This window comes from Glutamicibacter arilaitensis, assembly GCF_044793945.1.
Classification (GTDB): domain Bacteria; phylum Actinomycetota; class Actinomycetes; order Actinomycetales; family Micrococcaceae; genus Glutamicibacter; species Glutamicibacter arilaitensis_B.
The window spans coordinates 2637925-2654379 of sequence record NZ_CP084994.1 but is presented as its reverse complement, the minus strand read 5'-3'; the positions used below and the strand labels follow the sequence as shown (position 1 = coordinate 2654379).

16 protein-coding genes are annotated in these 16455 nt (G+C 57.8%); 10 read left to right on the top strand and 6 right to left on the bottom strand.

Translation table 11 applies throughout. The features are described 5' to 3' along the window. Positions 1–49: 49 nt before the first annotated feature. Positions 50–400 (bottom strand): holo-ACP synthase, encoded by a 351-nt coding sequence (locus LG294_RS12445; RefSeq protein ID WP_404286176.1) that lies wholly within the window; start codon positions 398–400, stop codon positions 50–52. A gap of 91 nt (positions 401–491) precedes the next feature. Continuing rightward, on the bottom strand, positions 492–2363 hold the full coding sequence (gene glmS, locus LG294_RS12440; protein WP_404286174.1) for a glutamine--fructose-6-phosphate transaminase (isomerizing): 1872 nt from the start codon (positions 2361–2363) through the stop codon (positions 492–494). A 149-nt stretch (positions 2364–2512) separates the two neighbouring features. Between glmS and coaA the strand changes: the two genes are divergently transcribed. The 7 genes from coaA to tsaD all read left to right on the top strand — a co-directional run bounded on the left by coaA (position 2513) and on the right by tsaD (position 8113). Next, positions 2513–3490: a type I pantothenate kinase gene (gene coaA / locus LG294_RS12435; protein ID WP_404286172.1), complete on the top strand. Its 978-nt coding sequence runs from the start codon at positions 2513–2515 to the stop codon at positions 3488–3490. 122 nt (positions 3491–3612) lie between these two features. After that, positions 3613–3978, top strand: coding sequence for a large conductance mechanosensitive channel protein MscL (mscL, locus tag LG294_RS12430; RefSeq protein ID WP_404286170.1), 366 nt, complete (start codon positions 3613–3615; stop codon positions 3976–3978). A gap of 145 nt (positions 3979–4123) precedes the next feature. Continuing rightward, a complete protein-coding gene (gene alr, locus LG294_RS12425; protein ID WP_404286168.1) occupies positions 4124–5323 on the top strand; it encodes an alanine racemase in 1200 nt (399 codons plus the stop codon). Beyond that, complete coding sequence (gene tsaE, locus LG294_RS12420) at positions 5316–5894, top strand: tRNA (adenosine(37)-N6)-threonylcarbamoyltransferase complex ATPase subunit type 1 TsaE (protein WP_404286166.1); 579 nt, start codon at positions 5316–5318, stop codon at positions 5892–5894. Before alr ends, tsaE begins: the two co-directional genes overlap by 8 nt. Beyond that, complete coding sequence (gene tsaB / locus LG294_RS12415) at positions 5887–6564, top strand: tRNA (adenosine(37)-N6)-threonylcarbamoyltransferase complex dimerization subunit type 1 TsaB (RefSeq protein WP_404286164.1); 678 nt, start codon at positions 5887–5889, stop codon at positions 6562–6564. Before tsaE ends, tsaB begins: the two co-directional genes overlap by 8 nt. After that, a complete protein-coding gene (gene rimI / locus LG294_RS12410) occupies positions 6561–7034 on the top strand; it encodes a ribosomal protein S18-alanine N-acetyltransferase (RefSeq protein WP_404286162.1) in 474 nt (157 codons plus the stop codon). Before tsaB ends, rimI begins: the two co-directional genes overlap by 4 nt. Beyond that, a complete protein-coding gene (gene tsaD / locus LG294_RS12405) occupies positions 7031–8113 on the top strand; it encodes a tRNA (adenosine(37)-N6)-threonylcarbamoyltransferase complex transferase subunit TsaD (protein ID WP_404286160.1) in 1083 nt (360 codons plus the stop codon). The genes rimI and tsaD overlap by 4 nt, the downstream gene beginning before the upstream one ends. Before the next feature lie 63 nt (positions 8114–8176). Here the strand turns inward: tsaD and LG294_RS12400 are convergent, their stop codons facing one another. From LG294_RS12400 to LG294_RS12385, 4 genes are all read right to left on the bottom strand, one after another. Further along, the gene (locus LG294_RS12400) at positions 8177–8323 is read right to left on the bottom strand and encodes a fumarylacetoacetate hydrolase family protein (RefSeq protein ID WP_404286159.1); all 147 of its coding nucleotides are present in this window, start codon (positions 8321–8323) and stop codon (positions 8177–8179) included. Between the two features lie 120 nt (positions 8324–8443). Beyond that, complete coding sequence (locus LG294_RS12395) at positions 8444–9682, bottom strand: MFS transporter (RefSeq protein ID WP_404286157.1); 1239 nt, start codon at positions 9680–9682, stop codon at positions 8444–8446. Positions 9683–9775: 93 nt separating this feature from the next. Continuing rightward, complete coding sequence (locus LG294_RS12390; RefSeq protein ID WP_404286155.1) at positions 9776–10681, bottom strand: carbohydrate kinase; 906 nt, start codon at positions 10679–10681, stop codon at positions 9776–9778. Further along, a complete protein-coding gene (locus tag LG294_RS12385) occupies positions 10678–12150 on the bottom strand; it encodes a glycoside hydrolase family 32 protein (RefSeq protein WP_404286153.1) in 1473 nt (490 codons plus the stop codon). Before LG294_RS12385 ends, LG294_RS12390 begins: the two co-directional genes overlap by 4 nt. A gap of 178 nt (positions 12151–12328) precedes the next feature. Between LG294_RS12385 and LG294_RS12380 the strand changes: the two genes are divergently transcribed. The 3 genes from LG294_RS12380 (at position 12329) to LG294_RS12370 (ending at position 16441) form a co-directional block, all read left to right on the top strand. After that, a complete protein-coding gene (locus tag LG294_RS12380) occupies positions 12329–13300 on the top strand; it encodes a LacI family DNA-binding transcriptional regulator (protein ID WP_404286151.1) in 972 nt (323 codons plus the stop codon). Between the two features lie 394 nt (positions 13301–13694). Beyond that, positions 13695–14720, top strand: coding sequence for a LacI family DNA-binding transcriptional regulator (locus LG294_RS12375; RefSeq protein ID WP_404286149.1), 1026 nt, complete (start codon positions 13695–13697; stop codon positions 14718–14720). A 44-nt stretch (positions 14721–14764) separates the two neighbouring features. Beyond that, positions 14765–16441, top strand: a complete 1677-nt coding sequence (locus tag LG294_RS12370) for an ABC transporter substrate-binding protein (protein ID WP_404286147.1) — start codon at positions 14765–14767, stop codon at positions 16439–16441. Positions 16442–16455: the final 14 nt, after the last annotated feature.

Genomic DNA, 16455 nt, shown 5'->3' with positions numbered 1-16455 from the left:
TTACTCACCTAAGCGGTGATACGCCCGTTTTAACTACCTACGTGTCGTTTTATCGTTCCGCGACGACCATGGCCACGGCCATATCGCCATCATGTGACAGGGTCAGATGCCAGGAAGTAATGCCACGTAGTTCACTGGCAGCGGCAACGGATCCTCGAATGAGCACCTGTGGGTCTCCGGCTTCGTCTTTGGCGATGGTGCAGTCCTGCCAGTTCATCCCCGCCGGTGCGCCGAGGGCCTTGGCAATGGCCTCTTTCGCAGCGAATCGTGCGGCCAGGGAACGCAACGGCAGATCACGTTCCATGGAAGTGAAAAGACGTTCACGCAGGCGTGGGGTGCGTTCGAGCTGTCGGCCAAAGCGTGGCACGTCGACAATGTCGACACCGATACCTGCAATCATGGGTTCCAGTCTATCCAGTGGCATTGAAGACAAAAAATTGCGGGCACCCTTTGTATGCAAAGGGTGCCCGCAATCGATGGAAGAGCGTGGATTACTCCACGGTTACCGACTTGGCCAGGTTTCGAGGCTGATCCACGTCGAAGCCCTTAGCCGAAGCAAGTTCGCAAGCGAAGATCTGCAGCGGCACGGTGGAGAGCAACGGCATCAGCAGCGTTGGAGTCTCCGGGACGTAGAAGACCCACTCGGAGTAATCCTTCACATCGTTGTCGCCGTCTTCGGCGATCACCAAGGTCTTGGCGCCACGGGCGCGGACCTCCTGGATGTTCGAGACAACCTTCGAGTGCAGCGAATCGCGGCCGCGTGGGGAAGGAACAACAACGAAGACCGGCTGGCCGTCGTCGATCAACGCGATCGGACCGTGCTTCAGCTCGCCGGCGGCGAAGCCCTCGGCGTGGATGTAAGCGATCTCCTTGAGCTTCAGTGCGCCTTCCATGGCCACTGGGTAACCCACGTGACGGCCTAGGAACAACACCGAGCTGGCGTCGGACATCGAGCGAGCAAGCTCCTTGATCTCGTCCGAGCGATCCAAGATGTCCTGGATCTTCGCTGGGATCTTGCCCAGGTCGGCCAGGATGTCCTTGATCTGGCCCTGGAAGAGATTGCCGCGCAGCTGTGCCAGGTACAGGCCCAGCAGGTAGGTTGCGGTGATCTGAGCCAGGAATGCCTTGGTGGAAGCCACCGCGATCTCCGGACCGGCGTGGGTGTAGAGCACCGCGTCGGATTCGCGTGGGATGGTCGACCCGTTGGTGTTACAGATCGACATGGTCTTCGCGCCCTGTTCCTTGGCGTAACGCACAGCCATCAGGGTGTCCATGGTTTCACCGGACTGCGAGATCGAAACGATCAGAGTGTTCTCGTCAACGATTGGCTCGCGGTAGCGGAACTCGTGGGAGAGCTCCACCTCAACCGGAATACGGCACCAGGATTCGATGGCGTACTTGGCGACGGAACCGGCGTAGGCGCTGGTACCGCAGGCGAGCACGACGATCTTGGAGATCTTGGAAAGTTCTTCCGGATCGATGCGAAGCTCATCCAGGGTCAGGCGGCCATCGGCGTCCGAGCGGCCCAAGAGGGTGTCGGCCACGGCGGCTGGCTGGTCAAAGATTTCCTTCTCCATGAAGGAAGGGAAGCCACCCTTTTCTGCGCTGGCTGCATCCCAGTCAACGTAGAATTCTTTGCCTTCGGCAGGGTTGCCGTCGAAGTCGGTGATGCTGTGAGTATCTGGGGTAATGGTGACGATCTGGTCCTGGCCCAGTTCCACCGCACGGCGGGTGAAGTCGATGAAGCCCGAGACATCCGAACCCAGGAAGTTCTCGCCGTCGCCCAAGCCCAAAACGAGCGGGGAGTTGCGGCGAGCTGCCACGACGACGCCCGGGTGGTCCTGGTGAACTGCAAGCAGGGTGAAAGCGCCTTCGAGGTGCTTCACGGCCAGCTGCATGGCCAGGGTGAGATCCCCATTGGCTTCGGTGCTGTAGAGCTTGCCCAGCAGAGCGGCTGCAACTTCGGTATCGGTGTCCGAGAGCAGCTCGACGCCTTCGGCGACCAGCTGCGCCTTGATGCCGGCGAAGTTCTCAATGATTCCGTTGTGGATCATTGCAAGCTTGCCGCCATCGGCTAGGTGAGGGTGGGCGTTGCTGTCACTCGGTCCGCCGTGAGTGGCCCAACGAGTGTGGCCAATTCCGGTGTGGGACCCAGGCAACGGTTCCTCGGCGATAACATTTTCCAGGTTGACAAGTTTGCCAGCCTTCTTGCGTGAGTGGATAGCACCATCGGCGACCACGGCAACACCGGCCGAGTCATAACCGCGGTACTCCAACCGACGTAAACCTTCAATTAGAACGTCAAGTGCACCGTGATCGGTGACTGAGCTTGGCGCTCCCGCATATCCAACAATTCCGCACATAGGAAAAAGCGTACCGGGTGATTCCCCAATGATGGGAGATATCGTGGCGCATCACTCAAAAAGTTGCGTGTCATAGGTCACCAAGGAATGCCAATTAATGGTCATTTGCAAAGAAACCGATGCCAAAGTTTGGGTTGTAGGGGTAATCCTTGGCAGAATTTAGCTCCGTGGAACCACAAGGAACGTTAGAGACACCGATTACCCCATTCGTCGAGCTAGAGCGCGACACCTGGGCACGCCTATCTAACAAGATGGAACAACCCCTCAACGAAGAGGATATTGAACGACTACGCGGTTTAGGCGACGCCCTGGACCTCGATGAGATTCGTGACGTATATCTGCCATTGAGCCGTTTGCTGTACCTCTATGTCCAAGGTGCGGGGGCAACGCACCGGGCAACGACAACGTTCCTCGGTGAGCAAACGAGGCGAACGCCCTTTGTCATCGGCGTCGCCGGATCGGTGGCGGTGGGCAAATCCACCACCGCCCGCGTGCTTCGCGATATGCTGCGCCGCTGGCCGGAAACTCCAGACGTGCAGCTGATTACCACCGACGGGTTCCTCTATCCCAACGCGGAGCTTGCACGCCGCGGCATCATGGACCGCAAAGGTTTCCCCGAGTCCTATGACCGGCGCGCCCTGCTGCGCTTTGTCTCTGCGGTGAAGTCCGGCGTTCCAGAAGTCAGTGCACCGGTGTACTCGCACCTGACCTACGACATCATTCCCGAAGAGCGTAATGTGATTCGCTCACCACAGGTGTTGATCGTTGAGGGACTGAACGTTCTGCAGCCGGCGCGGACCCGTTCGGATGGAACCGTGGGACTTGCGCTGAGCGATTTCTTTGACTTCTCCGTTTATGTCGACGCGCGGACCAAGGACATTGAAGAGTGGTACATCCGCCGTTTCATGAACCTCCGCTCGGGCGCCTTCGCTGACCCGGCGAGCTACTTCCACCGCTATTCGCAGTTGACCGATGAAGCGGCGCGCGAAACTGCACATGGCATCTGGAAGAGCATTAACGAGCCGAACTTGAAGGAAAACGTGCTGCCGACGCGTGGCCGCGCGCAGCTTGTCCTGCGTAAAAGCGCGGATCATTCGGTGCACCGCATGCTTCTACGTAAAATCTAGACATTTTTCCTAACGAGAACCGAACTTCTTACAAAATTTAAGTTTTCGCGCAAAATGTCCTGTGTCGCTGTGTTTTTCCTGTGTATGCTCAAAACATGCTTAAGGGATTCCGCGATTTTATAATGAAGGGCAACGTCGTCGATTTGGCGGTTGCCGTTGTGATCGGTGCCGCATTCGGTGCCGTAATTACCGCCTTGGTAGACAATGTGCTGATGCCATTGATCGCAGCCTTGGTCGGTTCGCCATCATTCGATGGCTTCCTGCTACTGACTATCAATGGAGTTGACATCAAGTTCGGTGTCTTCCTGACCGCACTGGTCAACTTCCTGTTGATCGCAGCAGCGGTCTACTTCGCACTGGTACTGCCAATGACGAAGGCCAACGAAGCAATGGCCCGCCGCCGCGGCATTGTCGACGAAGAAGATCCTATCGACCCACAGCTGGCCCTGCTGGAGCAGATCCGCGACGAACTGAAAACTCTCCGCTAACAGCCCCTACAAACGCACAAGGACCTCTACTCTCAAGCAGGATTTGAGAGTGGGGGTCCTTTTACCTTTAACCTGTGGACCGTCGTTGGCTCGGCCTGCGGGGTGCGACGCGGCAATGGCTGCGGAAAAGTGGGAAGATAGTTAGGTGAACTCTGAATCTCTTGAGGAAATAAACGCGCCGGAAGCAGGCGACACCGCTCCTTACATTGGTTGGGAACGCCGTGCAGTAATCGATCTGTCCGCGATTCGCAGCAACGTCAAGCAAGTCGCCGATCTGGTGGCCCCGGCAAAAGTCATGGCAGTGGTCAAAGCCGACGGATACGGGCACGGAGCTTTGCCTGTTGCCATCGCGGCACTGGAAGCCGGAGCGCGCTGGATTGGCTGCGCTCATGTGGCCGAGGCCCTTGCCCTGCGGGATGCGGGCATCGAGGCGCCCATGCTGGCGTGGCTCCATACCAATGACACCCCGTTCGAGAAGGCCATCGCCGAGGGTATTGATCTCGGAGTCTCCGGCTGGGATCTTGAGATGATTGCGGCCGCCGCGCAGGCGGTGCAGACTCCGGCTCGCATTCACCTGAAGGTTGATACCGGGCTGGGACGCAACGGGTCCACCATGGCGGACCTTCCCTCCTTGCTGGAACGTGCAGCGAAGTTCCAGTCAGAGGGCCTGCTGCGAGTTGTTGGGGTGTTCTCCCACCTTGCGGTAGCTGATGAACCAGATCGCCCAGAAACGGATCTGCAGCTTGAGGTCTTCGATCAAGCCATCGAAATGGTGGAGGCTGCCGGATTCAATCTGGAAATGCGCCACGTTGCCAATACACCGGCGATTCTCTCCCGCCCGGACTCCCACCATGAAATGGTGCGTTTGGGTCTTGGCCTCTACGGGTTGAGCCCGTTCGAAGGTGAAACACCTGCCACCTATGGTTTGCGTCCGGCAATGAAGCTGGTCACCAAGGTCGCCAACGTGAAGAAGGTCAATAACGGGCAGGGCGTCTCCTACGGGCTGCGCTACCTTACTGCGAAAGAAACCTACTTGGCGCTGATCCCGATGGGATACGCCGATGGACTGCCACGCGTGGCTACCGGTGCGCCGGTCACCATCCACGGCAAGACTTACCCGGTGCGTGGCACGATTGCCATGGACCAGTGCGTCATTGATCTGGGGCTGGATATTGATCCGGCAGAATTCCTTGGTGCCGAAGCGATTATCTTCGGTGAAGGGGGAGAATCCGCGACTACTTGGGCGCACGCGGCCAACACCATCAACTACGAAGTGATCACGCGCATTTCACCGCGCGTACCGCGCTACTACGTTGAGGGAACCTGGGGCCAAGCCGGTGACTAAGGAAGTTTTGGAATTCAGCTGCCAACTCGAAGACCTCACCGCGACCGAAGCACTCGGCGAAGCACTGGGCAGTCACCTGTCCGCAGGGGACTTGGTGATCCTCACCGGCTCCCTTGGGGCCGGCAAGACCACCTTGACCCAATCGCTCGGGGTAGGGCTGAACGTCCGCGAGGGAATCATCTCGCCCACGTTCGTGCTGGCCCGTCAGCATCCGTCGCTTGCCGATGGGCCGGGGCTGATCCATGTGGATGCCTACAGGCTCAACGGGGACAACGACGTAGACACCCTTGATCTGGAATCCACCCTGGCCGACTCGGTCACCGTGGTGGAGTGGGGTCTTGGCAAGGTTGAGCATCTGAGCGATTCACGGCTGGAAATCCAGCTGGACCGCGAGGTCTGGGCTGTTCCGGCGAGCAATCCGTGGGAAGAATCAGACGAAGAGCTAGATGAGCCTCGTCTATTTACGCTCAAGGCCATAGGCCCGCGCTGGGCACAAGAGAATTTCACCGAACTGAAAAACGCGTTGTTGCAGGCCATCGGGCTGCAGCACTCGGGAGAACCACATGCCTAACTATCTGTCCATTGACACCTCGGCGCACGCCTCGGTGGCTTTGCTAGACTCCGAAACCGGTGAGGTGCTGGGCGAACGCACCTCACAGCGCGGCAACGACCAGACCGAAACCCTCGCCGTGTTTGTCCGCGATCTGCTCGCCGAGCACGGCCAAGTTGGCGCAGAACTTGCTGGCATCATTGTCGGGGTGGGTCCTGGACCCTATACCGGACTACGCGTGGGACTCGTCGCCGCACGGACCTTCGGCTTTGTCTGGAAGGTTCCGGTGCATGGGGTCTTGTCCTTGCATGCGCTCGCCGAACGGGTACTGGATACCGAGCAGGTACCGGCAGAATTTCTGGTGGCCGCTGATGCACGCCGCAAGGAAGTGTACTGGGCAAAATACGATGCCGCGGGTGAATTATTGGACGGGCCCCACGTGGGAACGGCCGCGACCCTGCCTGCCTTGCCTGTATACGGAGTGGGTGCCTCGCTCTATCCCGAACAACTTGTCGACGCCGGAGCGCACGGCGTGGAAGAGTCGCTTGACTGGATCGCACAGGCAGGTCCGCTGGGCCGGCGCGGGATCAAAGATCTCGCCAAGGGCGTGGACTTGAGCGACACCGCACCGCAGTACCTGCGTGAATCAGATGCCCAAGTACCGGCGTTCATGAAGAAGGCCAAGGCATGAGCATCACCCTTCGTGCAATGACCACCGAAGACATTCCTGCAGTCCACATCCTGGAAACCCAGTTGTTCCCCGAGGATGCGTGGCCGCTGGCTGGATTTGAAGCCGAGCTGGCCCAGTTGGAGACCCGGAAATACTGGGTCTATGAGGACGCAGGAAACATCATCGGCTACGCCGGACTGTGCACCGTGCTGCCCATTGCGGACGTGCAAACCATCGCGATCATTCCCGAATACCAAGGCCAGGGTTTGGGCCGGGCGCTGCTGACGGAACTGGTCACCACGGCACGGGCCAACCGCGCTTTGGATCTGATGCTCGAGGTGCGCTTTGACAACCCCTCAGCTATTGGACTCTATGAGTCCATGGGATTTGAGACCATCCATCGCCGCCCGCGCTACTACAAGGGCGGTATCGATGCGCTGATCATGCGCCTTCCACTGCACGCGCTAGACACTCCGGAGGCCAGCGAATGAGCACCCCACAGCACCCACTAGTACTGGGCATCGAATCCTCTTGCGATGAAACAGGAATCGGGATCGTGCGCGGCACCCAATTGCTGGCCAACACCGTATCTAGCTCTATGGATGAGCACGTGCGCTTCGGGGGAGTGATCCCGGAGATCGCCGCACGCGCGCATCTCGAAGCGTTTGTGCCCACCTTGGAGCAGGCGCTCGCCGAAGCTGACGTAACTCTTGAAGAAATCGACGCGATTGCCGTCACCAGCGGTCCTGGGCTAGCTGGTGCGCTGATGGTGGGTGTGGCTGCGGCGAAGGCGCTGGCGCTTGCTACCGGCAAGCCGCTGTACGGCATCAACCACTTGGTGGCGCACGTGGGGGTCGGAGTGCTTGAAGGCACCGTGCTTCCACCGACCTTCGGAGCGCTACTGGTCTCCGGTGGTCACACCGAAATTCTGAAGGTCACCTCGTTGACCAACGACGTGCAGCTGCTCGGTGCGACCATCGATGACGCGGCCGGCGAAGCCTACGACAAGACCGCGCGATTGCTGGGTCTGGGATACCCGGGTGGGCCAGCCATTGACAAGGCAGCCAAGGACGGAGACAGGAAGGCCTTCCGCTTCCCGCGCGGGCTGTCGCTGCCGAAGTTCGTCGGCTCCGCCGAAACACCGGGCAAGCACCGGAACAACTTCTCCTTCTCTGGACTGAAGACCGCCGTGGCTCGCTGCGTAGAGCATTTCGAAGCGGCGGGGGAACCGATCCCGGTAGCGGATATTTCCGCATCTTTCCAGGAGGCGGTGGTGGACGTGATTACGTCCAAGGCTGTGCGCGCTATGCAGGAGCATGGATTGAAGACTTTGCTCTTGGGTGGGGGAGTTGCGGCGAATACGCGTCTGCGCGAGCTGCTGGCTGCGCGTTGCGCTTCGGCTGGCATCACGCTGGTGGTTCCGCCGTTCTCGCTGTGCACGGATAACGGTGGCATGGTCGCGGCTCTCGGCGCTCAGTTGGTGGCCGCTGGCGTCGAGCCTTCGGGCCTGGATTTTGCCACCGATTCGTCGCAACCGGTCACTAACATTGTGCTGGAGCCACGCGGCTAAGCATCTGGCTAGAGACGCAATAAGCGTCCGTACCCTTCGGGGTGCGGACGCTTATTACGTTGATCATGTAGATGAGTAGGAGCCTGCAATAACCCGGTTGCGGAGTTCGCCAATTCCCTCAACACGGCAGAAGACCTCATTGCCCGGGGTGTTCTGGCGACATCTAGCAGGCAGGCCGGTCAAAATGACAGTACCCGGGCGCAGCGTCATGAATGAACGATGATGATGCATTAACATGAGCGAGATTCTGGCGAACGGTTGACAACGCGTTAACGGAGCAGGCTGCTGTGAGTCTCCATAGCAACCCGCCCCGCTTGAACGAACGCCCAGTTAGGCGTCAACAGCAGTTTTTGAGTGACGAATGAATGGGTCACCCATGACTTGCTGATCGTCCTTTTTCAGCGCAAAGAATCCATAGACTCCAGCAAGCAGCACTACCAACGAGATAGTGATGAAGGTCTGGCGGTAGCCCACCTGGTCGTGGAGCATGCCCAACGGTGTGGAGAGCAAGACGTTTCCAATCTGCGACGATACTTGGAACCCAACCATGTACAAGGTTGCAGACAACGCCGGGTTGAAGTGCAGGGTGAAGTAACGGAACACCGGAAGAATGAACAACGGCGTTTCGATGGCGTGCAGCATCTTAATTGCGGAGACGAGCAGTGGATCATCAACGAGCGCGCAGCCCAAGATACGAACGAACATGATGGCGACACCCAAGAGCAGTGCTGAACGCACGCCCACGCGGCGCATTAGCAGAGGTACGAGTCCCAGCATGGCGGCTTCAACGAAGACCTGCACCGAGTTGAGGATGCCATATACTTGCTGACCGGTTTCTTGGTCTTCAAAGAGCCCGGTGTAGAAGTCGGGGAACATTTGCTGATCAAAGACCGTGTAGAACGTCCAGGACAGCATCACGAATACGATGATGAGCCACAGGCTTGGTAAACGGAAAAGGCCCAGCATTTCACGAAAACCCGGAGTAGATGCTGGAGACAGTTTTCCGCTGCTTGGGAGAGGAGCTGCTGGTTTGGCTTCGAAGCGCCAAAGCAACAACATCAGCAGGTGAATCACTCCGAGTACGGAGCCGATCCAGAAGTTCAGCATTGGGTTGATGGTAAACAGGAAGCCTGCAGCCAGTGCCACGACGGCGTAACCGAACGATCCCCACATGCGCGCTTGTCCGTATTCGAAGTTAAAGCGGCGGCTGTAACGTTCGGTAAGCGCTTCAAAGAGGCCTACGCCTGCAAGGAATCCAACGGAGAATACGACTGCGCCGACAATAACCCCCATCATGAAATGGGACTGCAGCAGCGGCTGGTAGACCCACATGCAGAATGGTCCGGTGAGCGCGGTCACCGCGGCAATCACTACCGCAAGGTGCTTTCTCAGACCCAGTCGGTCTTGCAGAGCACCATAGCCGAACATCAAGAACAGCGTCACGAGCGAGTTCACCGAATAGACGGTACCGACCTGTGCGCCACTTAGCCCCAAACCGTTGGATTCGCTGGTGAGCCAAATTTGGAAGAATGACCACCAAATTCCCCATGATGCGAAGAACAGCAGCATCGAGAAGGAACTGTGAAGGTACGTAGGGTTTCTAAGAGTTGTGCTTAGTCCAGTCATCTTTGCCCTGGTTTCTTTGTAATCGTTGGAAAGTTCTTAGTGAGCTAGTGCGCGGGAGAAATCGTTGACCCACGGCGGATTCGCACCGGCCTGTGCCACGGTTAATGCTGCCGAAGTTAACGCGTGGTGCAGCGCTTGCCTGATATCAGCTGGTTCGGAGGCGGTTCCGGTGCGTAGCGCTTGAGCTAGTTCAGGTAGCGAGAGCACACCGTAAAGAAGTCCGGACATGAACGCGTCACCGGCGCCGATGGTGTCTTTGAGGTCTGTCGGCAAGGCCGAGATGTCATATCGATTTCCGTGGGCAACAGCTAGGCAGCCGTCACCGCCTTGAGTCATCACCGCGAAAGCTGGCCCGAGGCTGGAAACATGCGCCAATACGTCCCACAGATCCAGATCAGGGTAGAGCCACTGAGCGTCTACATCGCTGAGCTTAACGATATGACTCAGTCTCATCAGCAATTCGATTCTTTCGATTGCTGCTTCGCGGTCTTCCACCAGATCTGGACGAAGATTTGGGTCGTAACTGCGCAGTGAACCAGTTGCGGCATGAGAGAAGGCATCAACGATGCTCTGCCCAGAGGGTTCAATCCACGCGGCAATGGAGCCAGTATGCAATAGTTCGGTGACGGCGTCTGCTGCCACTGGTGGAATCTGTTGGTGGATATCAAAGGTGTAATGGGCGTTTAATTGCTCGTCAACGTGAACCTGAGCCACCGAGGTGGCCCGCTCGGTGACCGAGCCGGAAGCGACATTCACACCTGCTTGCTTCAGATGCTCGGCAATTTGTTGCCCATGGGCATCTTGACCAAATTCGGTATGGAATTGCACAACATGTCCTAGGCGCGCGAGACCGACGGCAACGTTCAGTGGTGAACCACCGGGGTGGGCCAAACCCGAGACGACGTCTACTAACGATTCTCCCATGACGGTAATACTGCTCATGCGCTGCGCTCCAAGCTCGTTTCACTCAATGGCAGCACACCAACAACTGCGCGCGTGCTGCCGGAGTACTGGAGCACCCCATAGGCTGGCGCAGCTTCGCCGGTGAGCTGATCGGTCAGTGAGCGGCGGCCATCCGCGCCCAGAATCTCAATGGAACCATGATCCAGAAGAACCTGGACGACTAGCTCGGTGGAATCCTCCGGTAGCGGCATGCGTTGGCTGGAAGCGTAGAGCTCATGCGCAACCTTGCCTGCGCCGCGGTGGTGCTGAATCAGAGTTGGTTCAACGCTCACCTCGCTGATCACGCTGTGATCTGCGCGGTGCAGGATCAACCGTGCCTGTCCGGTGAAGTCAGCGGGGAGGGTCAGTTCCAAAAGAGCCGGTGCACTAAGTTCAATGCGCGTATCGCCGGTAATCACCGCGCTGGTTGGTACAGGGGACTCGGGCAAGCCGCTAAGGCGTTGACGAATTTCAAAACCGCCGTCGCCAAGCTGTACCAAGTCCAGGTTGCGAGCTGCGCTCATGGAACCGCGCCAGCCGTCGTGGGGCAGATCGCGGGCGTAGTCCCAGTTGCTCATCCAAGCGATGATGGTTTGCTGGTGAACCGGCAGGCCGTGGAAGCTGACGCCGGCGTAGAAGTCGCGGCCCCAGTCCAGCCAGCTGCCCTGGCTTAGCTGCTCGAAGGCCAGTGAATCATGGGCTTCCTGCTGCTTGTCGGGGGTGAATGTGAAACCGTCAAATTCTCCCACGAAGTATTGGGTTCCGGAGCCACCTGCCACGCCGCCGGGATTCAGCGAAACGAGAAGGACCCACTTGAGCTGGTCGCTTCCGGCGACCGGCAGCTGGATGAGGTCCGGGCATTCCCAGATGCCGGCGGTGGCAGCTTGCGGGCCGAAGCTAGATGCCTCGGTCCAGTCGATGAGGTTTTCCGAACGGTAGATCAGCACGCGGCGTTCGATGGCTTCTACTGCCACCATGACCCAGCACGAGCCCTGGGCGGATTCGTAGCGGAAGACCTTGGGATCACGGAAGTTCTTGGAACCACGGTCCAATACCGGGTTCTGTGCGTACTTGGTGAAGGTTGCGCCCCCGTCCAGCGAGTAGGCCAGCGCTTGGGACTGGTTGCTTTCGTCCTTGGCTGCCGCGGTGTACATCGCGATGATCGGCGCGGTGCTTCCGTCTCCGAGGCCGCTGGTGTTCTCCTGGTCCACAACGATGGAGCCGGAGAAGATGTCTGCGACATCCCCGTGCAGGATGGCGATGGGAAGTTCGGTCCAGCTCACCAGATCGGTGCTGACCGCGTGTCCCCAGGACATGTAGCCGTGGCCAACTCCGTTGGGGTTGTGCTGGAAGTACAGGTGGTATTGCTCGCCGTCAAAGAACAAACCGTTGGGATCATTGATCCAGTTTTTCTTGGGGGCGAAGTGAAGCTCAGGTCGCCTGACCGCGAGTTGTTGTAGTTCGGGCAACGTCGCCATCCTTAATCAAAATATGCTAAATGGATTTAGCATAAGACTGTAACAGCGTCGGGACGTCCCTGCAATAGGCTAGGCTCGAATAATTGCAGGTACCCAGTCGCAAGAAGGACACGTGAATACGCAAAAAGCCAAGCGGGTAACAATAGCTGACGTCGCAGAAGCTTCAGGGATGTCAAAGGCCGCAGTCAGTTTGATCCTGAACAACAAGCCTGGGACCAGGCTTTCTGTAGAGGCCACCGAGAGAGTTCGCGCGGCAGCCAAAGAACTGGGTTACCGTCCAAATGCTGCCGCTCAGTCATTGCGCAGTGGCAAGACTCGAACCCTAGGGCTGATTTCTGATCAGGTCACGGTCACACGTTTTGCGTCCGGCATGATCACCGGCATTCTCCGCGCGGCCGAGGAGCGCGGCCATACGGTGCTGATTGCAGAGACCTTCGGGAAACCAGATCAGCTAGCTGAAGCCATCAAGCAGATGGCTCATCGGGACGTTGATGGTCTCATCCTGGGATTTATGGATTCACGGAAACGTGACTTAAAAATCCCAGCCACTGGTCTGCCCACCATATTGGTGAACGGACTTGATGACAGCCCCTGCACCGCGGTGCTGCCGAACGAGGTGGATTCCGGTGCCCGTGCGGTGCAGCGAGTTCTGGAAACTGGTGCTAGAAGCGTCGCGCTGATCGGGGCGCATCAAAATGCTGAGAATGACCCGATGAGCTATCCAAGTATCACCCGCCGCTTCACTTCGCTGCGCAACGCCTTGCAAGAATCGAAACTTGAAGTACTCGGCGAATGGGTTCTCGAAGACTGGAATCCCACTGACGGCTATGCGGCGACTGCTCAAATGCTCACCGATGGGCACAAACCTGATGCTGTCATCTGCGCGAATGACCGCGTGGCCATGGGAGTATTCCAGGCATTGGCCGAACAAGGACTAGTTCCCGGTAAGGATCTTTCGGTTCTTTCCTTCGACGATGAGATTATCGCTAGCTATCTGCGTCCGCAGCTGACATCGATCAGACTTCCTTATGAAGAAATGGGAGCGCTCGCCGTTGAGCTACTTCTTGATGGAAAGCTGGATCCTGTTGAACATCAGGTGGAGATGCCACTGATTGAGCGCGATTCAATGAAGGCCCGCTGAACCAAAGCTGACCGAGCTTGGGAGCTAAATATTCTTAGGGCTCGAACTGTAAGGAAGTATCACTGCCTCCCGGTGTGACTCAGGAAGCTTCTTTGCCAAGAGTCGAATTGACTAGTCTCTTCACCGCGTCTGATCATCAAATTCCTGAATACCCAGAATAGTTTCTGGGTAGTTCCGTGCGCCCAAATATCTTGCCGCGGGAGATGCCGGTTCTGTCGAAAGCGCGCGATCTTCGCAAGGTTCTGCATTTACGCGCAAATAAGAATTGACTGCTTGACACCCGTAAGTGATGTGCGTTACCTTATTTCTCAGCGTAGTAACGCGCGTTACTGAATCGTGTTAGCAAATCTGCAATACGGCCAGTTTCGCATTGTTCTCACGGGGAGGAGGGGAAATGACGCAGCAATCCGTGACCATGGCCGATGTCGCCAAGGCGGCCGGCGTAAGCCGAACAACCGTCTCATTTGTGCTCAATGGCCGGATGGAAGCAAATATCCCCGAAGCCACGAGAGAGAGAATCAACCAGACGGCGCGCATGCTGGGCTACCGCCCCAATGCGGCTGCACGAACTCTGGCTAGCAAACGCAGCGCCTGGTTCGGTCTGGTGACCGAGATTGCTACATCACCCTTTGCTACCGACGTGATCAAGGGAGCGCAACGCTCGGCATGGAAAGATGGAAACTTTCTGCTCATCGCACCCAGCGATGATGACCCCGGCATGGAAATGCTCGCGGTGGAGAAGCTCCTTGAACAACAGGTAGGCGGGTTGATCATTGCAACCACCTGGCACCGAGAAATCATCGTGCCGGAGAATGCAAAATCGGTTCCCTGCGTCTTGGTCAACTGCTTCGACGCCGAGGGAGAATTTCCATCAATCGTCCCGGACGAAGTGGCAGGCGGTTACGCCGCAGCCGAAATCCTCGCACGGGCCGGACATACCAACATTGGCCATATCACTGTTGCCCAAGGAATCCCTGCTCAGATCGGGCGCCAAACCGGCATGAAGCAGGCTCTGCGGGATCATGGAATTAGCCAGGAAGAGTCAAAGATTGTTGCCGGTGACGGTACCGCCGATAGCGGATATCACGGAACTCAAGAGTTACTGGCTCAGCCAGATCCGCCAACCGCGATCTTTTGCGGTAATGACCGGATCGCCATGGGCGCCTATGACGCAATCAAGGAACTCGGTTTGCGAGTGGGGGAAGACATCTCAATCGTCGGTTTTGATGATCAAGAGATTCTGGCACCACATATGCGACCAAAACTGACAACCATCGCCTTGCCCTTTGAAGAAATGGGTATGGCAGGGGTGTCATTACTGAATCAAATGGTAGAGGGCTCACCGATTGAGAATCGCCAAATTACCATCGGCTGCCCTCCACGCATTCGTTCATCTGTGGCCATGCACGGCCAAAGATGAGCTTCCCCTCCGCTACACATCACATGAATGGATGAGGAACTTCCATGATAGTCAAATACTTACGCCGCGCGCACCTTGCCGTGGCTGCGACCGCAGTGGTCGGCGCGCTCGCGCTGACCGGATGCGTTGCATCAAACCCAGGCGGAACCGAAGCTGACGGAGCAACAACCAGCTCAGCGTTCCTCACCATCCCGCGTGAAGACATGGGTACCTTCTCCAAGAATTTCAATCCGTTCTCGCCCAACGCCGCGCCAATGACCGGCCAGTCCATCTACGAGTCCATGCTGGTTTACAACCCTGCCGGCGGCGACACGGTGCCCTGGCTGGCCACCGACTGGGAAGCTGGCAGCGACGGTAAGTCGCTGACCTTCACCCTGCGTCCAGGAGTCAAGTTCTCCGACGGCACCGAGCTGACCTCCAAGGACGTGAAGCTCTCGGTGGAACTGCAGAAGGAACTGCTCGGCGGCTACGACTACGTCAAGTCCATTAAGACCCCGGATAAGACCACCGTGGAGTTCACCTTCAAGAAGGCCTTCGCTCCGGCACTGTACGAATTGGGGCAGCAGGTCATCGTGCCTGCGCACATCTGGTCCAAGTTCGACAAGCCGGGCAACGAAGAGAACCCGACCCCGGTCGGCACCGGCCCGTACACCGAGATCGCCAACTTCCAGGCCCAGTCCTTCGAGCTGCAAAAGAACCCGAACTACTGGCAGCCCGAGAAGCAGAAGCTAGGCGGCATCCGGATGCTCGCCTTCGCCGGCAACGACGGTGCCAATCTGGCCGCCATCTCCGGCGATGTCGACTGGACTCAGACCTACATGCCAGATATCCAGACCACCTATGTGGACAAAGATCCAGAACACCGCCACTACTGGTTCCCAACCACCGGGGCAGAGATCAACTGGCAGCTGAATACCACCAAGGAAGAATTCTCCGACGTCCGGGTGCGCAAGGCGTTGAGCATGGCCGTGGACCGTGAGCAGGTTGTCAAGGTCGGCATGACCGACTACACCGTTCCAGCCGACTGCACCGGACTGTCGGGCAACTACGACAAGTGGCGTGATGCCTCGATCGTGGAGAAGTGCGACTGGACCAAGCGCGATCTTGAAGGCGCCAAGAAGTTGCTGGATGAAGCTGGCTACAAGGAAAACGCCCAAGGACAGCGCACCACCCCAGACGGTAAACCATTCGACTTCGACATCTCCGTGGGTTCAAGCTCCACTGACTGGCTGTCGGTAGCAAACATTATCGCGCAGAACCTTCAGGACGTGGGCATCAAGGCCACCGTTGATTCCCCTGACTGGGCCGCGGTGACCGCAGCCTATGAGTCCGGTGAATTTGATACCGGCATCGTCTGGACTGCTAACGCTCCGACACCGTATCAGTACTACCTGAACCTCATGGGAAGCCAAAACGTCAAGCCGGTCGGCAAGCAGACCTTTGACAACTACCACCGCTTCAGCGACAAAAAAGCAGATGACCTGCTGAACAAGTTTGTTGCCACCAGTGATGAAGGCGAGCAAAAGCAGGTCATCAATGACTTGCAGTCGCTGTATAGCGAACTAGCTCCGGTTGTGCCGTTGTTCCCTGGCCCGGAGTGGGGTGCCTACACCACCGAGAACTTTGTTGGTTGGCCCACCGAGGAAAACCCTTACGCGACTCTGAGCAACCGCGCACCGACCACCGTGCTAGTGCTCACCAACCTAGAACCCGCGAAATAGCATCAAGCTCCCAC

Coding starts and splice junctions, on each gene's coding strand:
- LG294_RS12445 (WP_404286176.1), bottom strand. CDS start 400: ATGATTGCAGGTATCGGTGTCGACATTGTCGACGTGCCACGCTTTGGC.
- glmS (WP_404286174.1), bottom strand. CDS start 2,363: ATGTGCGGAATTGTTGGATATGCGGGAGCGCCAAGCTCAGTCACCGAT.
- mscL (WP_404286170.1), top strand. CDS start 3,613: ATGAAGGGCAACGTCGTCGATTTGGCGGTTGCCGTTGTGATCGGTGCC.
- tsaB (WP_404286164.1), top strand. CDS start 5,887: ATGCCTAACTATCTGTCCATTGACACCTCGGCGCACGCCTCGGTGGCT.
- rimI (WP_404286162.1), top strand. CDS start 6,561: ATGAGCATCACCCTTCGTGCAATGACCACCGAAGACATTCCTGCAGTC.
- tsaD (WP_404286160.1), top strand. CDS start 7,031: ATGAGCACCCCACAGCACCCACTAGTACTGGGCATCGAATCCTCTTGC.
- LG294_RS12400 (WP_404286159.1), bottom strand. CDS start 8,323: ATGACGCTGCGCCCGGGTACTGTCATTTTGACCGGCCTGCCTGCTAGA.
- LG294_RS12395 (WP_404286157.1), bottom strand. CDS start 9,682: ATGCTGCTGTTCTTCGCATCATGGGGAATTTGGTGGTCATTCTTCCAA.
- LG294_RS12390 (WP_404286155.1), bottom strand. CDS start 10,681: ATGAGCAGTATTACCGTCATGGGAGAATCGTTAGTAGACGTCGTCTCG.
- LG294_RS12380 (WP_404286151.1), top strand. CDS start 12,329: ATGTCAAAGGCCGCAGTCAGTTTGATCCTGAACAACAAGCCTGGGACC.
- LG294_RS12375 (WP_404286149.1), top strand. CDS start 13,695: ATGACGCAGCAATCCGTGACCATGGCCGATGTCGCCAAGGCGGCCGGC.
- LG294_RS12370 (WP_404286147.1), top strand. CDS start 14,765: ATGATAGTCAAATACTTACGCCGCGCGCACCTTGCCGTGGCTGCGACC.